Here is a 14,198-nt window from a genome sequence, read left to right as displayed (position 1 = left end):
CGGTGTCATGCCGGCCAAGCCGCGAAGCGGCGGAAGGCGGCGGCCGCGAGGAGGAGGGTGCTGGCCAGGAGGCCGCCGAGGCACAGCAGGGCCTGCCGCCAGGGCGCCTCGGCGTCGACCGAGGCCGGGAAGGCCGGCACCGCATCGTAGGCGTCGAAGTCGAGGCGGGCTTGGCAGCCGGCGCAGACCGGCACCGGGTGCAGGGCCTGCGCCAGGATGCGCGGCTCGAAGAAGGCGCGCAGGCTGCGGCGGTACTCGGCGGCGGCGGCCAGGAAGGCGGCGTGCCGGGCCGCATCGGTCCCGGCCGCGGTCTCGAGGGCGAGGAGGAGGGAGGCGGCCGGCGAGAGCGGCGCCAGCCGCCGGCTCCACCGGGCGGTCGCCTCGGCATGGAGGCGGGCCGCCTCCCGGTGCGAGGCGACGGCCGCGTCGTAGAAGGCGTCGCGCGCGAGCCGCCGGATCTCGGGCGCGTCCCGGAGCGCCGCGCCGGCCTGCGGCGCCCGCTCGGCGAGCCACGCCGCGGCGATGCGCCGGCCCTCCGGCGCAAGGGAGAAGCGCTCCTGCGCCTCCCGGCTCGCGTCGATCGCCGCGATGCGCGAGGGCCGCGGCGCGAGGGCGTCGACCGCGAGGCTCAGGGACGCGGGCAGGGCGACCGTGAGGCAGGCCCAGGCGAGCACGAGGATCACGAGCGCGAAGACCGCCCCGCGCCACAGGCTCGCCGCGAGCGCGCAGGCCGCGACCCAGAACAGCGTGTAGGCGGCGAGCGCGGCGGCCAGCAGCGCCAGCGTGCCGCCGCCCTCCGCCAGCGGCCCGAGACCCTCGAAGAGCCCGAGGGCGAGCGCCGTCCCGCTGAGCAGGGCGGCGAGCAGGACCAGCGCCGCCGCGCCGAACTTCGCGCCCGCCACGCGGCGCGGCGCGACCGGCTGGGCCGCGATCAGTCGCAGCAGGCCGGAATCCTGCTCCGCGCAGAGCCGCGTGCCGGCGAGGGCGATCACCGCGAGCGGCACGAGGGCGACCAGCACGAAGGCGAGGTCGAAGGCGCCGAGCCTGAGCCGGCCCACGGCGCCGAGATCGTAGTCGGTGTCGTCGAACACCGTGCTGAAGCCGAAGCTCATCCGCATCAGGCCCGGCTGCACGTCGGATTGTCCGGTGGCCAGCACCGCGAGCGGCGTCGGCGGCTTGACCGCGTGCACGGTGAGGAACTGGGTCATGTAGCCGAAGGCGTGGGTCGGATCCTGCCAGTAATGGACCTTGACGTCGCTGGCCTGGGCGTAGCGCACATGGGCGGCCCGGGCCTCGCGCACGGCGCGGGCCTCGTCCTGGGCGGCGCGGGCGATGGCGGCGCGCTCGGCCGCGACGCGCCCGGCTCCGGTGTAGGCGCCGAGGCACAGGGCGGCCAGGAGGGCGGCGAGGATCGCGAGCGTCAGGCGCTCGCCGAGCAGCAGGCGGATCTCGGCCGCGAGGAGGTGCCGGACGCGGGCGGGGGTCACGGCCGCAGCCTCCGGACCAGGGTGGCGGCCGCCCCGGCGAGCAGGCCGATCCAGAGGGCGAGCATCAGCGCGGGCACCCGCGCGTCCCGCAGCGAGCGGGCGAGCGGCAGGGGCGCCGGGTCGAAGGGCGGCACCTCGCGCCACAGGGCCGGCCCGGCGACCAGCAGGCGCCCGCCGCGCTGCGGGTTGTCGCGGATCTCCGCGTTCATGCGCTCCGAGATTCCCCGGCGGTAGGCTTCCGCCGTCCAGACGAAATGGGCGTGCTGCGCGAAATCGGTCCCCGCCAGGATCTGGGAGAGGGCCTGCAGGGCGAGGCGGGGCGTCGCGAGGCCGGCCCAGCCGTAGGCGCGCTCCCGGGCCGCGAGACCGGCGAAGAACGCCCCGAACTCGCGGTCGTAGACCGCGAAGTTGTGCTGCTCGTTCTCGGTCATCATCAGGCCGCGCAGGTCGACCGGCAGCGCGTCGGGATCCTCCACGCCGTAGCGGGCCAGCACCTCGCGGGCACGGGCATCGCTCGCCTCGGCGGTCCGGTGGGCGCGAAAGCCCGCCTCGATCCGGGCGCGGGTCTCCGCGTAGGAGCGGGCCGGCACGAGGGTCTCGACGCCCAGGGCCGCGAGCCGCGGGGCGGCGACGCAGAGGAGCACCCAGACGGCCAGCGCCGCCGCGAGCGCGCCGCGCGCCGTGCGGGCCGTCAGCGACAGCAGCATCGCCAGGAGCAGGAACACGGCTGCGTAGCCGATCTGCGCCGCCACCCAGGCGAGGAGCCGCGGCCAGGCCTGCCAGCCCGGCAGGCCGAACCGGGCGGCAGCGAGCCCGCCGAGCGCGAGGAGCGGCAGGCCGACCACCAGCACGGTGGCGCAGAGCAGCGCCGCGAAGCGGCCGGCGAAGAGCGGGCCCGGCGCGGCCCCGTTGCCGAGGGCCAGCCGCAGCGTGCCCCGCTCGCGGTCGGCCGCGAAGGCCGCAAAGCCGAGCAGGATCGCGGCGAGCGGCACGACGAGCTGCACGATGTCGGCGGGACTGCCGAGGCCCGCGCGGGCCAGCGGGCCGGCATCCTGCACCGCCCGGTAGACGGCGTCGTTGAACACGTGCGCCTCCACCCGCACCATCCGGCCCGTATAGGGCTCGGTGCCGGGATCGAGCACCGCCAGGGGGGCGGAGGGCCGGAAGACCCACAGGCCGAAATGGTCGGCCGAATGCGGGTTCTTCTCATCCTGGCCGAGCCAGCGCGCCCGCTCGGCGAGGCCGATCCGCTCGACCTCCGCGGCGTAGCGCACCGCCTCGCGCCACGTGCCGAGGCCGGCCACGATCAGGAGCAGGGCGAGGACGCCGCCGGTCCAGCGCAGGCGCGCGTCGCGCAGGATCAGGCCGAGTTCCGCCGCGACCCGTCTCACGGCGCCTCCTCCGCCGGCCGCGCGAGGGCGAGGCGCTCCAGCGCAGCCGCGTCGAGGCCGCGCGGATCGATCTCCTCGGCGATGCGCCCGGCGCGGAGCACGCCCACCCGGTCGGCCATCTCCCGCAGCCGGTAGAGGTCGTGCGTCGCCATCAGCACCGCCGTGCCCCGGGACGCCGCGGCCCGCACGGTGCGGGCGAAGTCCGCCGAGGCGCCCGGATCGAGCCCCGAGGTCGGCTCGTCGAGGAGGAGGAGCCTTGCGCGGCGCGCCAGCGCCACCGCGATGCCGACCTTCTGGCGCATGCCCTTGGAGTAGCCGGCGGCGGGCCGCCCATGCGCCTCGCCCGCGAGCCCGGCCTCGTCGAGGAGCCGCCCCGCCTCCGACCGCGAGAGGCGCAAGGCCGCCAGGGTCGCGAGGTAGCGCAGGTTCTCCAGGCCCGAGAGCCCCGGATAGAGGGCGACCTGCTCGGGGATGTAGGCGGCCTGCGCCCGCGCCGCGACCGGCGCGGTCGCGGGATCGAGGCCACCGACCCGGACCTCGCCCGCATCGGCGCGCAGGAAGCCGAGGATGAGGTTGATGGTGGTGGTCTTGCCCGCCCCGTTCGGCCCCAGCAGGGCGTAGACCTCGCCCGCGCCGAGCGCCAGGTCGAGGCCGTCGAGGATGAGGCGCCCCGCGAAGCGCTTCGTCGCCCCGCGGATCGCCAGGACGGGGGCGTCGGGCCCGGTGGCGTCGCGCATCAGAACCGCACCGTCAGCGTGCCGGTGAAGCGGCGCGGCGACCCCGGATAGACCCGGAACACGTTGAGCGAGCTCTCGTAGTAGGTCGTGTCGAACACGTTCTCGACGTTGAGGGCGAAGCGGACATTCTCGAAGGTGTAGTAGGCGAGGGCGTCGGCGGCGATGTAGGACGGCAGGGTGAAGCCGCTGCCGTCCGAGACCCCGGCGCGGGCGCCGACGCCGCGCACGCCGCCCCCGATGCCGAAGCCCTTCCAGGGACCGCCCTGCACCTCGTAGACCGCGAGCAGGCTGCCGCTGTGGCGCGGCACGTTGATGAGCGGCGCGCCGACCGGCAGCACGTTGTCCTTCGTCACCACCGCGTCGGCGTAGACGTAGCCCGCCAGGACCTTCACCTCCGGCGTGAGCTGGCCGGCCGCCGTCAGCTCGATGCCCTGGCTGCGCACGCCGCCGGCCGCCAGCGAGAAGCCGCCGTTGTTGGGATCGGGCGTCAGCACGTTCTGCCGCTCGACCCGGAAGGCGGCCGCGGTCAGCCCGAGGGCGCCCCCGAACAGGTCGAGCTTCGCCCCCACCTCGTAGCCGAGCCCGGTCTCGGGTGCGAACGGGCCCGTGCGCGCCGCGGCGGCGGCGTCGGGGCCGATATTCGGCCGGAAGCTCGTGCCGACATTGGTGTAGAGGGAGAGGTCCGGCAGCGGCTGGTAGACGAGTCCGGCCCGCGGCGTCGCCGCGACGCGCGTCTGATCGGTCTGGGTCGACACGGTGCGCTCGCGGAACGATTGCCCGAAGAAGTCGAACCGCACACCGAGCAGCGCCTTCCATTCCGGGCTCAGCGCGATCTGGTCCTGGGCGTAGAGGGCGGTGTTGGTCACCCGCTCCAGGTTGTTGGTCTGCCGCGCGAGGGGCGGCCGCGCCTGACCGTAGACCGGGTTGTAGATGTCGAGGGCGTAGGGGTCGCGGTTGAAACTCGAGCGGATCAGCTGGGCGCGGCTGTCGGTGCTCTCGCGCTCGAAGCCGAGCAGCAGGGTGTGGCCGATCCCGGCGGTGTCGAAGCGCCCCACCAGCTCCGCCTGGCCGATGGCCACGTCCCAGCGGTAGTTGCGCACGTTGCGGTCGCGCGAGACCGTGCGGTTGTCGGCCGCGATGGCGCGCACCTCCGCCGCCTCGCCCTCGAGCGAGCCGGTGTTGAAATAGGTGGCGAGCCGCATCTGCCAGTCGGCGTTGAAGCGGTGGTCGACGCGCACCTGCATGGTGTCGGAGGATTGCGCGACACTCTGGCCAGGCTCGCCGAGGAAGCGCGAGATCGGCAGGAAGCCGAGCTGCCGGTTGATGGCGATGACGCCGCGATCGAACACGATGCGGTTGCGCAGGAACTCGGTCTCGACCGTGACCTTGGTGTCCGGCGTCACCTGCCAGCTCACCACCGGGGCGACGAGGAGCCGGTCGCCGTCCACGAAATCGCGAAAGCTGTTCTGGCGTCCGGCCGCGAGATTGAAGCGGTAGAGGAGCGTCCCGTCCTCGTTGAGCGCGCCGCCGGAATCCACGGTGCCGCGGACCTGCCCGAACGAGCCCCACAGCCCGCCCATCTCGACGAAGCGCTCGGCGGTGGGCTGCTTGGTGATGATGTTGACGAGGCCGCCGGGGTCGCTGCGGCCGAACAGGCCGCCGCCGGGGCCCTTCAGCACCTCGATCCGCTCGACGTTCTGGGTGTCGGGCGGGGGCGGGTAGCCGCGGTTGAGCGGGAAGCCGTTCTTGTAGAGTTCGGAGGTGGTCACGCCGCGGATGGCGTAGCTGAACACCGTCAGGCCGCCGAAATTGTTCTGCTGGGCCACGCCCGGTGTGTAGGTGAGGACGCGGTCGACGCGGGTGGCGGCGAGGTCGGTGATGACCTCGCGCGGCGCGACCGTGACGACCTGCGGCACGTCGCGCTGGGGCGTGTCCGTCTTCGTGCTGCTCACCGCCCGGTCGGCGCGGAACCCGGGCGTCGGTCCGATCAGGCCGATCGCGCCCGGCGCCGCCGCGCCCCTGCCCTCCACCACCAGCTCCTCCAGGGCGATGGTGGTCTCCTGCGCCCGCACCTCGCTCCCCGACACGCCGAGCGACAGGGCGGCGGCGACGGCCCAGCACGGCCCGCGGCGCGGCAAGGACGCCGTGACGCGCGGGGCGGGACGCTGGACCTGGCTCGGACGGGCTGTCACTGTCGCGCTCGCACTTGTCGAGCGGGATGCCGGGCAGGTCGCGTGCGGGTGGGCGCAGGGCGCCCCCCATCCATGCGCTGGCCCGGGACACCCCGCCCGAGAGACGTTACCGTGCCAAGGCAGGTCTCCTGGCTCGCGGGTCGTCGCGCCGGCCAAGCCTTCCCGGTGCGAGGCACCAGTGGCCGATGGCGGCAGGCGCTCGCCGCTCACAGTTGCGGGGGCAGCTTCGGCTCGGCTCGCGGGAGCCCACCGAATTCCCTCTTCGCTCGCGGGCGGGAGCCCACGAGAACCTTGACGGTCGGACCTTCTCTCCGCCGCGACCGTGGGTCAACCGACCCGATGAGGTTTGTAACAATGTTGCGCTCGCTGTGCTTGCGAGGCCACAGCGATCGGGGCGGCGATCGAGGGGCTGGCCGCCGCGCGGGCCGGGGCCGCGGCGGCTGCCACAACATCACCATCAATGATGGCCAACCAGGGGGAACTCGCCTTCCGCGTGTATCTGGTGTGTTTCCATGGCGCCGCTCTTCTTCCTCCACATCCCCAAGACGGCTGGGACCAGCCTGCGCTACTCCGCCCATGAAGTCTTCCCAAAGGAGAAGATCTTCATGCTGTACGGCAAGGACAGCCCGACGACGCATCCCTTCGCCAACGAGTTGATGTATTATCGGCAAGGAGTCGGGATCGGCGAGCAGCTGCGATTGATCTCGGATTACCTAGTCGAGCACGAGATCGCGTTCTACTCGAGCCATATGAGCGCGGCCTATCTTCCGTGTTTCGATCCCGGACGGGCGTTCTCGCTGTTCCGCTCGCCCTGCGAGCAAGTGCTGTCCTACTACGTCTTCCAGAAGAGGCACGGCCGCACGAGCCAGAGTCTCGAAGAGTTCATCGAGGAGCCGCGCAACCAGAACGTTCAGACTCATTCCTTCGGCAGCGCCGACCTGGAGCGGATCGCGCTCGTCGGCATCCTGGAGGAGTACGAGGCGTTCGTGGCCCGGCTGAACCGCCGCTTCGGCCTGTCGTTCAAGTCCGTGCACAAGAACGCCCGCAGCCTCGCCTCGCGGCTCGCCGGGCCGAAGCCGAGCCCGGCCCTGCGGGCTTACATCGAGCGGCTGAACGGCTCCGACATGGATCTCTACCGCCGCGCGGCGTCGCGCTGGTCCGTGCTCGCCCGCGCGGCGGCCTGAGACCGCTCAGCTCTCCAGCGCCATCACGCCGCCGTTGGCGATGACCGAGCGGGTGAGCCGGTCGGCCCCGAGTTCGCCGCCGGCATAGCCCAGGAGTTCGGCGAGCCTGTCGCGGGCGCGGCAGACCCGGCTCTTCACGGTGCCGACCTTGCACTGCATCAATGCGGCGGCGTCCTCGTAGGAGAGGTCCCCGACCGCAATCAGCAGCAACGCCTCGCGCTGCTCGGCCACGAGCTTGTTGAGCGCCGCCTGGAGGTCCTGCACGTCGAGCCGGTCGCCCTGGTTGGGCGCCGTGGTGAGGCGGGAGGAGTAGACGCCTTCGCCATCCTCGACCTCCCGCGAGCGCTTGCGGTGCTCGGAGTAGAAGGCGTTGCGCATGATCGTGAACAGCCACGCGCTGAGGTTGGTGCCGTCCTCGAACCGGTCGCGGCTCTGCCAGCCCTTGAGCAGGGTGTCCTGCACGAGGTCGTCGGCGCGGGCCGGATTGGCCGTGAGGGTGAGGGCGAAGCGCCGCAAGGCCGGCGCGGCCGCCAGGAGCTCGTCGCGGAAGCGGTCCTGCTTCGGCGCGCCGAGCGCCGCCAGCGCGGCTTGGAGCCGGTCGATCAGGCCCGTGAAGGCGGCCGGCGGCTCGATCTCGCCGAGCGCCGCGTAGGCGTCGCGCAACTGGCGTCCGAGATGCTCCTGCACGTCAGGCGGCAGGGTCGGGGGCGATGACGGAACGGGTTTGGTCCGCCCGGTGGGAGATGAATCGGTCATCGGTCTGCACGCTGGCGCGGGATTCCAGCAAGCTAGACCATAAATCCGCGCCGCGCGAGGGCCGGGGCCGCTCACAGGTGCGCGATCGCACATGACAATTGATAAAGCAGAGAGCCGCCTCCCACGGGATGCGGGGAGGCGGCCTCGGTGCTCGCGGCCGGACGGACCAGCCGTCCGGCCCCGGGATCAGAGCTTGCTCTTCACCGCGTCGGCGGCGTTCTTGATGCCGTCCTTGGCATCGCCGACCGTCTTCTGGGTCTCGCCCTTCAACTCCTGGGCCTTGCCCTCGGCCTTCAGCTTCTCGTCGCCGGTGACGTTGCCGATGCCCTGCTTGACGTTGCCGATCGCCTCGTTGGCGAGACCCTTGATCTTGTCGGTCGTGCTGCTCATCGAATGCTCCGTTGCGTTCACTGTCTGCCGTAACGGCGTTGCGCTACCGAACGGTCGAGGCGCTGGATTGGTTCCATTGGTCGGTACGGGAAGGTTGCCGGGTTGCGTCGATGTGGGCTGTCGAGTGGTGGGGCCCTTCGCCTTGACGGAAGCACGCGGTCGTAAACCGGTCTCGGATCCGCTCCATCATGACTGGTATAGATTCCTACGATGATGGCATCCGAAACAATTGTCATATTTCAAAAGAAGTAATATTCAGATCATGAAGGATAGTAAATTGAAACATCGTCGATAATACCGGATCCAAGGCGCCCTGATGCAGAAGGTTCTAGCAAAGATTCGGGTTGAATGCCGCCTTCCCTTGAAACATGCTGGCACGATCGGCGATGTATGCAGTGTGTTTTGGGAGGTCACGCAGAGTGCAGCGCTTCGAATATCGGGCGGTGGTGAGGGACGGCAGGCCCTGCGTCGGGGGCGCGAGGAAGAGCAGGGTGCTTCCCGGGAAAGGTCGCGAGTCGGTGAGTACTGCGTACGTCCTACCGCTGACGCATTTACTGGCTGCCAAGCCGGGCATGGAGTTGGCGTGAGATGGCGACGTTCCAGGAAGTGGATTCCGTCAGGCCTCAGGCCTGGGATGAGGTCCAGTCGCGGCTGCACATGCGGCCCCGGGGCGTCGGCGTCACGCGCTGCGGCGAGGGATACGGCCTGAAGGCCGTGCTGCCCCGGGCACCGGACGACATGCCGCCCGCCTTCCTCCTGGGCGTCCCGGTGACGTACGACGTCGACAGGGAGGGCCCGCGGCTCCTCGGATCCGTTCCCGCATGGCGGCGCAAGCTCGATCGGCGTTGACGCAGAGGCCGGTTCGGCGTCGTGCGCCGATGCGGTGAGCGCATCGGCGCATGAGGCTCAGCCGTGGGCCGGTTGCCGCGCGGGCTCCGGAGCGCTGACCGGTTCGGCGGCGCCCTGCTCCTCCTCGCGCACGCGGCGGCGCTGGAAGAGGCGCATCACCACCACGAAGAAGACCGGTACCAGGATCACCGCGAGCACGGTCGCGGAGATCATGCCGCCCATCACGCCCGTGCCGATCGCCTGCTGGCTCTTCGAGGCCGCCCCCGTGGCGATGGAGAGCGGGACGACGCCGAAGATGAAGGCGAGCGAGGTCATCACGATCGGCCGGAAGCGCAGGCGCGACGCCTCGACCGTCGCCTCGACCAGCTTCGTGCCCGGCCGCCACAGATCCTTGGCAAACTCGATGATCAGGATCGCGTTCTTGGCCGACAGACCGATGATCGTGATGAGCCCGATCTTGAAGTAGACGTCGTTGGGCATGTCCCGCAGCATTACGCCCGCCACCGAGCCGATGACCCCGAGCGGGATCACCAGCATCACCGAGAGCGGGATCGACCAGCTCTCGTAGAGCGCCGCGAGGCACAGGAACACGATCAGCACCGAGAGGGCGAGCAGCAGCGTCGCCTGCGAGCCCGCCTGCTTCTCCTGCAGCGACTGGCCGGTCCAGGTGTAGCCGAAGCCCTTGGGCAGCTGCGTCATCAGCCGCTCCATCTCGGCGATCGCGTCGCCCGAGGTGTAGCCGGCGGCGGGCTCGCCGGTGATGCGCACCGACTGGTAGCCGTTGAAGCCGATGATCTGGGCCGGCCCCACGCTCCACTTCAGGTCGGCGAAGGACGACATCGGCACCATCGTGCCCTGCTGGTTCTTCACGCCGTAGTTCAGGAGGTCGCTCGGGTTGAGCCGCTGCACGGCCTCCGCCTGCACGATCACGCGCTGCATCTTGCCGCGGTTCGGGAAGTCGTTGGTGTAGACCGAGCCGAGATTGACCTGGATGGTCTCGTTGATGGCCTCGAACGAGACGCCGAGCGCCGCCGCCTTCTCGCGGTCGATGACCAGTTCGGCCTGCGGCGCGGGCGGCAGGCCCTCGACGTAGACGTTCTTCAGCACCGGGCTCTTGCGGGCGAGCGAGAGCAGCTGCTCCTGCGCGGCCATCAGGGCCGAGTAGCCCTTCTGCGCCCGGTCCTGCAGGCGGAAGCTGAAGCCCGAGGCGTTGCCGAGGTTGTCGATCGGCGGCGGCTCCAGGGCCTGGATGATGGCGTCCTTGTAGCTCGCCAGCGCCTTGTTGGTGCCCGCCACCAGGGCGGCGGCCGACTGGTCCGGTCCGCGCTCCGACCAGTCCTTCAGGGTCACGAAGGCCTGCGAGGTCATCTGGCCCTGCCCCGAGAAGGAGAAGCCGTTCACGATCGTCACCGTGGCGACGCCGGGCTGGGCGAGCAGGTGCTCCTCGACCTTCTTCACCGCGGCCAGCGTCCGGTTGAAGGACGAGCCCGGCGGGGTCTGGATGTCGACCGTGAAGAAGCCCTGGTCCTCGACCGGCAGGAAGCCCTCCGGCAGGCGCACGAAGGCCCAGGCCACGCCCGCCACGAGGACGAGGTAGATCGCCATCATCCGCCCGGACTTGGCGATCGCCCACTGCACGCCGCGGCCGTAGCGCGCGGTCTCGCGGTCGACGACGCGGTTGAACCAGCCGAAGAAGCCGCCCTTGGCGTGGCCGTGGCCCTTCTCGATCGGCTTGAGCAGCGTCGCGCAGAGCGCGGGTGTGAGCGAGAGCGCCAGCAGCGCCGAGAAGGCGATCGAGGTCACCATCGCGATCGAGAACTGGCGGTAGATGATGCCGACCGAGCCGGGGAAGAACGCCATCGGGATGAACACCGCGATCAGCACCAGCGTGATGCCGATGATGGCGCCGGTGATCTGGCCCATCGCCTTGCGGGTGGCCTCCTTGGGGGGCAGGCCCTCCTCGTTCATGATGCGCTCGACGTTCTCCACCACCACGATGGCGTCGTCGACCAGGATGCCGATGGCCAGCACCATGCCGAACATGGTCAGCACGTTGATCGAGAAGCCCGCCAGCAGCATCACCGTGCAGGTGCCGAGCAGCGCGATCGGCACCACGATGGTCGGGATCAGCGTGTAGCGGATGTTCTGCAGGAACAGGAACATCACCACGAACACCAGCACCACCGCCTCGATCAGCGTCATCATCACCTTCTTGATCGAGGCGTTGACGGCCGGCGTGATGTCGTAGGGGATGTCCCACTTCACGGTCGAGGGGAAGAACTGGGAGAGTTCCTCCATCTTGGCGCGGATCGCCTTGGCGGTTTCGAGCGCGTTGCCGTCCGGCGCCAGCGTCACCGAGATGCCGGCGGCCTCGCCGCCGTTGAGGCGGGTGGTGAACTTGTAGTCCTCGCCCCCGAGTTCGATGCGCGCGATGTCGCGCAGGCGCACGTTCGAGCCGTCGGGATTGGCCCGCAGCACGATGGCGCCGAACTCCTCGGGCGCCCGCATCTGGCCCTTCACCAGGATCGGGAAGTTCACCTGGTGGGAGGCGGGGCTCGGCTGGGCGCCGACCGCGCCCGAGGCGATCTGGGCGTTCTGGTTCTGGATCGCCGTCGTCACGTCGGAGGCGCTGAGCGACAGGCCCCGGAGCTTGTCCGGATCGACCCAGATGCGCAGGCTGCGCTCGGTCGAGTAGAGGGTCGCGCGGCCGACGCCGGGGATGCGGCGGATCTCGTTGATGACGTTGCGGATGAGGAAGTCGCCGAGCGCCACCTCGTCCATCGAGCCGTCGGTGGAGACCAGCGTGATGATGTTGAGGGTCGCGGCGGAGGCCTCCTCCACCAGGATGCCCTGCTGGCGCACCTCGGCCGGCAGGCGCGCCTCGACGCGCTTGAGGCGGTTCTGCACCTCGACGCCGGCATAGCCCGGATCGGTCCCGGGCGCGAAGTTCGCCGTGATCTCGACGACGCCGAAGGAGTCGGAGGCCGATTCGAAGCTCTGGATGTTGGCCGCGCCGTTGAGTTCGTCTTCGATGAGGCGGGTCGTGCCCGTATAGAGGTCCTCCACCGAGGCGCCCGGATAGGCGGTCGAGAGGGCGATCGAGGGCGGCGCGATGACCGGGTACTGGGCGATCGGCAGGAGCGGGATCGCCAGGATGCCGCCCAGGCAGATGAACAGGGCGACGACCCAGGCGAAGACCGGACGGTCGATGAAGAACGAAGCCACGCGTCGTCCTCCTCAGCGGGTTTCGGAGAAGGACGCCGCGACGGCATCCGCCTCGCTGGCCGGGCCGCCCACGGTCGGGTAGGTGGGCGCGCCCGGGGCGGCGGATTTCCAGGCCACGGCCTTCACCTGCGTGCCCGCCACGATCTTCTGGAAGCCCTCGGCCACCACCCGGTCGCCGGGCTTGAGGCCCTCGCGGATCACCCACTGGCCCTCGACCACCGGGCCGACCTCGACCGGGTGCAGCATCACCTTGTCGCCCTCGCCCACCAGCCAGACCTCCGCCCGGCCGTCGTTGGAGCGGTGGACCGCCTGCTGGGGCACCGCGATGGCGTCGGCATCGATGCCCTGCTTGATGCGGGCGCGCACGTACATGCCGGGGAAGAGTTCGTTGTTCGGGTTCGGGATCACGGCGCGCAGGGTGACCTGGCCGGTGCTCGGGTCGGCGGTGACGTCGGAGAACAGCAGGCGCCCGGGCTGCGGGTAGAGCGTGCCGTCGTCCATGATCAGGCGCACGCTCGCGGTGTTGGGGGCGACGCTCGCCAGCTCCCCGCTCGCGAGGTCGCGCCGCAGCTTGTTGAGCTCGCTCACCGATTGGGTGATGTCGACGTAGATCGGATCGAGCTGCTGGATCGTCGCGAGGTTCGTGGCGCTGCCGACCTCGATCAGGGCGCCCTCGGTGACGAGGGCGCGGCCGATGCGGCCGGAGATCGGCGCGCGCACGTCCGTGTAGCCGAGGTTGAGCCGAGCGCGGTCGCGGGACGCCTTGGCGCCCGCCACCTCGGCCTCGGCCTGCTTCTGGGCCGCGAAGGCGGCGTCGTACTGGGCTTGGCTCGCGGTCTGGCGCGAGAGCAGGGTCTCGAGGCGGTCGGCCTGCTGGCGGGCCAGCACCAGGGCCGCCTCGGTCCGGGCCAGCGTCGCCTCGGCGCTGTCGAGTTCGACCTGATAGGGCGCCGGGTCGATCTTGTAGAGGATGTCGCCTTCCTTGACCTGGCTGCCCTGCTGGAAGGTGCGCTTGACCACGAGGCCCGAGACGCGGGCGCGCACCTCGGCGATGCGGGTGGGGGCCACGCGGCCGGGCAACTCGCGCTCGAACGGGATCGGCTGCGCCTTCACGGTCACGACGCTGACCTCGGTCGGCGGCGTCTGGGCGGGGGCGGCGGCCCTCTGCGACGGGTTGCAGGCCGCCAGTAACGCGGCGAGCGAAACGGCGAGGACGAGGCGGTGTGTCACGGTCGACTCCTGCACGGCGGGACGGGGCCCGCGGCGGCTGGCATGGGAGCGAAGGGGCATGTCCGGCCTCCGGGCATGCAGGGCGCAGCGGCGCCGCGTTGCGTCGTCGGCGCTTCGCATTCCTTAAGGGCACTCCGCGGCCAGGATGTGGCGGCGAGGCGCGCCTCGGACCGGCGGGAGGCCGCGCGGGTACGGGGGCAAGGCGGACGACTCGCGACGCAGACTACACCCGGAGGCGCCGCAGCGCCTGCACGCCGGGCAGTCTTGCCGTCTCGTGCGGTCTTGCCGTGTGGCGCGGGTCTTGCCGCGCCGTCAGGCCGGGCGTTTCGGCGGGCGGTCGAGCCGGGTCGCGCCGGGCAGCGGACAGGAGCCGAGCGACCGCGGAGGCAGGAGCGCGCAAGAGGCGGCGGCCTGCTTGCGGGTGGTGCCGGGGCAGACCTGGCTCGCCGCACCCCCGTCGTCGACGCGCGGATGCTCGACGCCCGGCGCCGAGACGGCGCAGGCCGCGTCGCGGCCGGGCTTGGCCAACCGCAGGGCCTGCAGGCTGAGCTGGAGCGTCGGTGCGGAGGCCGCGCGCAGGACCGGGCCGGCGCGGCCGGTGGCCGCCTCCGCCATCGGTGCCGCGGCCAGCATCAGGGCAAGCCCCATCAGGGCCGCCGCGCAGGTCCGCGCGATATGAGTCCAAAGGTCCGACACGCAGCGTCACAGTGGGGTTGCGGCGCCCGCGGAGCAAGACGCCTGCGGCATTCTGTCAATG

The 14,198-nt window shown here is 71.3% G+C and carries 11 protein-coding genes and 1 riboswitch; of the genes, 2 read left to right on the top strand and 9 right to left on the bottom strand.

All coding sequences use genetic code 11. From position 1 onward, the window contains the following. Nucleotides 1-5: 5 nt before the first annotated feature. The 4 genes from MFF61_RS15115 to MFF61_RS15100 are packed head-to-tail and all read right to left on the bottom strand — an operon-like array spanning nt 6 to nt 5,753. Nucleotides 6-1,487, bottom strand: a complete 1,482-nt coding sequence (locus tag MFF61_RS15115; RefSeq protein WP_238235893.1) for a DUF3526 domain-containing protein — start codon at nt 1,485-1,487, stop codon at nt 6-8. After that, entirely contained in the window at nt 1,484-2,878 is a 1,395-nt protein-coding gene (locus MFF61_RS15110) for a DUF3526 domain-containing protein (RefSeq protein WP_238235892.1), read from the bottom strand. Before MFF61_RS15110 ends, MFF61_RS15115 begins: the two co-directional genes overlap by 4 nt. Then, nucleotides 2,875-3,615 carry an ABC transporter ATP-binding protein gene (locus MFF61_RS15105; RefSeq protein ID WP_238235891.1) on the bottom strand — a complete coding sequence of 247 codons (741 nt, stop codon included), beginning with the start codon at nt 3,613-3,615 and terminating at the stop codon, nt 2,875-2,877. Before MFF61_RS15105 ends, MFF61_RS15110 begins: the two co-directional genes overlap by 4 nt. Then, nucleotides 3,615-5,753, bottom strand: a complete 2,139-nt coding sequence (locus MFF61_RS15100; RefSeq protein WP_238236027.1) for a TonB-dependent siderophore receptor — start codon at nt 5,751-5,753, stop codon at nt 3,615-3,617. The genes MFF61_RS15105 and MFF61_RS15100 overlap by 1 nt, the downstream gene beginning before the upstream one ends. A gap of 155 nt (nt 5,754-5,908) precedes the next feature. Further along, nucleotides 5,909-6,114: riboswitch (cobalamin riboswitch) on the bottom strand. A gap of 205 nt (nt 6,115-6,319) precedes the next feature. Between MFF61_RS15100 and MFF61_RS15095 the strand changes: the two genes are divergently transcribed. Beyond that, nucleotides 6,320-6,991, top strand: coding sequence for a sulfotransferase family protein (locus MFF61_RS15095; protein ID WP_238235890.1), 672 nt, complete (start codon nt 6,320-6,322; stop codon nt 6,989-6,991). 6 nt (nt 6,992-6,997) lie between these two features. On the opposite strand, the gene MFF61_RS15090 is transcribed toward MFF61_RS15095, so the two are convergent. Together MFF61_RS15090 and MFF61_RS15085 are read right to left on the bottom strand one after the other, a co-directional pair. Continuing rightward, the gene (locus tag MFF61_RS15090) at nt 6,998-7,747 is read right to left on the bottom strand and encodes a sigma-70 family RNA polymerase sigma factor (protein ID WP_238235889.1); all 750 of its coding nucleotides are present in this window, start codon (nt 7,745-7,747) and stop codon (nt 6,998-7,000) included. 186 nt (nt 7,748-7,933) lie between these two features. Further along, complete coding sequence (locus MFF61_RS15085) at nt 7,934-8,137, bottom strand: CsbD family protein (RefSeq protein ID WP_238235888.1); 204 nt, start codon at nt 8,135-8,137, stop codon at nt 7,934-7,936. Nucleotides 8,138-8,725: 588 nt separating this feature from the next. On the opposite strand from MFF61_RS15085, the gene MFF61_RS15080 reads away from it, so the two are divergent. Beyond that, a complete protein-coding gene (locus MFF61_RS15080; protein ID WP_238235887.1) occupies nt 8,726-8,986 on the top strand; it encodes a hypothetical protein in 261 nt (86 codons plus the stop codon). Nucleotides 8,987-9,043: 57 nt separating this feature from the next. On the opposite strand, the gene MFF61_RS15075 is transcribed toward MFF61_RS15080, so the two are convergent. The 3 genes from MFF61_RS15075 to MFF61_RS15065 all read right to left on the bottom strand — a co-directional run bounded on the left by MFF61_RS15075 (nt 9,044) and on the right by MFF61_RS15065 (nt 14,137). After that, on the bottom strand, nt 9,044-12,211 hold the full coding sequence (locus tag MFF61_RS15075) for a multidrug efflux RND transporter permease subunit (RefSeq protein WP_238235886.1): 3,168 nt from the start codon (nt 12,209-12,211) through the stop codon (nt 9,044-9,046). Nucleotides 12,212-12,223: 12 nt separating this feature from the next. Next, entirely contained in the window at nt 12,224-13,501 is a 1,278-nt protein-coding gene (locus tag MFF61_RS15070) for an efflux RND transporter periplasmic adaptor subunit (RefSeq protein WP_373324705.1), read from the bottom strand. A gap of 252 nt (nt 13,502-13,753) precedes the next feature. Beyond that, nucleotides 13,754-14,137: a hypothetical protein gene (locus MFF61_RS15065; RefSeq protein ID WP_238235884.1), complete on the bottom strand. Its 384-nt coding sequence runs from the start codon at nt 14,135-14,137 to the stop codon at nt 13,754-13,756. Nucleotides 14,138-14,198: the final 61 nt, after the last annotated feature.

It is taken from the genome of Methylobacterium isbiliense, from assembly GCF_022179325.1.
GTDB classification, from domain to species: domain Bacteria; phylum Pseudomonadota; class Alphaproteobacteria; order Rhizobiales; family Beijerinckiaceae; genus Methylobacterium; species Methylobacterium isbiliense.
This window is presented reverse-complemented; position numbering and strand designations above follow the sequence as displayed.

What these genes read in the sequence shown, in the direction of transcription:
- MFF61_RS15105 (WP_238235891.1), bottom strand. Translation starts at nt 3,615, where the DNA reads ATGCGCGACGCCACCGGGCCCGACGCCCCCGTCCTGGCGATCCGCGGG.
- MFF61_RS15095 (WP_238235890.1), top strand. Translation starts at nt 6,320, where the DNA reads ATGGCGCCGCTCTTCTTCCTCCACATCCCCAAGACGGCTGGGACCAGC.
- MFF61_RS15090 (WP_238235889.1), bottom strand. Translation starts at nt 7,747, where the DNA reads ATGACCGATTCATCTCCCACCGGGCGGACCAAACCCGTTCCGTCATCG.
- MFF61_RS15085 (WP_238235888.1), bottom strand. Translation starts at nt 8,137, where the DNA reads ATGAGCAGCACGACCGACAAGATCAAGGGTCTCGCCAACGAGGCGATC.
- MFF61_RS15080 (WP_238235887.1), top strand. Translation starts at nt 8,726, where the DNA reads ATGGCGACGTTCCAGGAAGTGGATTCCGTCAGGCCTCAGGCCTGGGAT.
- MFF61_RS15070 (WP_373324705.1), bottom strand. Translation starts at nt 13,501, where the DNA reads ATGCCCCTTCGCTCCCATGCCAGCCGCCGCGGGCCCCGTCCCGCCGTG.